Here is a 1771-nt window from a genome sequence, read left to right on the forward strand (position 1 = left end):
TACGTCACGCGGCACTGGGACGGGCTCTGCGTCTTCCTCGACGACGGCCGCGTCGAGATGGATTCGAACCCTGTCGAGAACCTCATCCGTCCGCTGACACTCAATCGCAAGAAACGCGTTGTTCGCAGGCCACGACGAGGGCGGCAGGAGCTGGGCCCGGCTCGCGTCGCTGATCGGCACCTGCAAGCTGAACGGCGTCGAGCCCTACGCCTATGTGAAGGCGACCCTCGAGGCGATCGCCGCGGGCCACCCGCAGAGCCGTATCGACGAACTCCTGCCCTGGACCTTCGTCCCGCAAGACCCGGCATAGTAGCCGGCGCCTTCGGCGGCAGCTTCCCAACAAACGTTGCAAACTTTGTTGCACTCGAAGGCGACCTTGCGCCTCGAAGGCCGCAGACCTCCCTCAGGACCGGTCAAGCCCAAAAGGCAATGTCCGTCGCCCACCGCTTACTCTGAGCTCATCCTCAGTCGTCCCATTCAGCCTGTCGGCACCGGCTGCGATATCTCTGCACATGAGGCAGCCGCCCTGTGAAAAGTGCTGATATGGCATGCGGTAAAGCAGGAGGATGGAGGGGCGCATGGTCCGTCGGCATCTGTAAACCCTTGTTTACCAACTATTTAGCCGTCGATCGTTTTGCGCTCACCTTGTTCACATCTTCGTAATACCCCCCCCTGCAGGGTACCTCCTCTATCCAATCGCAGGTGCTCTTATGCGTAAACGTGTCGTCTTCCTGGGCCTACTGGTCTTCACTCTGACTCCCGTGCAAAATTCTTTCGCCGAGAATTGGATCGTCGACCGGGTATCGGGACGAGCGTGGGCGCTTGAGGTCGGAAAAGAGCCGGTCCGCCTCACCGCGAAAATGGCAGTTCCCGAAGGCGTCACCATCGAAACTTCATGGACCGGCCGCGTGCGGCTTGTCGAAGATAAGAACGTCATGACGTTCGCACCCAGTACCGTGGCGGTGGTGGCACCATCCCGCTCCGATAGCAGGACGCGTGTCGTCCAGCAGGTGGGCAGCGTCGAGTTCGAAGTTGAGAAGCGCGGACGGCCGCATTTCTCTGTAGAGACGCCGTATATGGCCGCAGTCGTCAAAGGCACGACCTTCACGGTGGATGTCTCCGACGTCGCTACCAGCATCGACGTGGCGGACGGTCTGGTCGAGGTTCGAGACCCAATCAGTGGTCAGAGGGCCGCCATCGGCGCGGGTCAATCGGCCAGTGTTGATGCTTCACGTACTGGACTGGCGACCGCTGGAATAAACGCTCCCACGGTCACGCCGGGCAGACCGGTCGCGCCCACGGTCGCACCACTGGGGCGGGATTTGTCTAGTTTCCGTGACGAAGCACAGAACGGGCCGAAGTCGGATAGGGGCAGTAATCAGAGCCAAGGAAGGAGTGCCGCAGCTCGAGGCGACGATGTCGGAAACGGTGGCGGCAATTACAATAATGGTGGCAACGGCTTTGGTTACGGCTTCGGCGGTGGCAACGCCGGCGGCAACGGCCACGGCAACGCTGGCGGCAACGGCAATGGCAACGTCGGCGGCAACGGCAATGGCAACGTCGGCGGCAACGGCCACGGCAACGCCGGCGGCAACGGCCACGGCAACGCCGGCGGCAACGGCCACGGCAACGCCGGCGGCAACGGCCACGGCAACGCTGGCGGCAACGGCAATGGCAACGTCGGCGGCAACGGCAATGGCAACGTCGGCGGCAACGGCAATGGCAACGTCGGCGGCAACGGCAATGGCAACGTCGGCGGCAACGGCAATGG

At 62.7% G+C, this 1771-nt stretch carries 1 protein-coding gene and 1 pseudogene; both read left to right on the plus strand.

What is annotated here, in order from left to right; genetic code table 11:
- Positions 1-310: pseudogene (locus VQ042_RS23510) on the plus strand (transposase domain-containing protein); the annotation flags it as partial.
- Between the two features lie 400 nt (positions 311-710).
- Positions 711-1771 (plus strand): FecR domain-containing protein (locus VQ042_RS23515; RefSeq protein WP_331822713.1); only part of this gene is annotated, 1061 nt, incomplete at its 3' end.

Source organism: Aurantimonas sp. A2-1-M11 (assembly GCF_036549475.1).
Taxonomy (GTDB): Bacteria; Pseudomonadota; Alphaproteobacteria; order Rhizobiales; family Rhizobiaceae; genus Aurantimonas.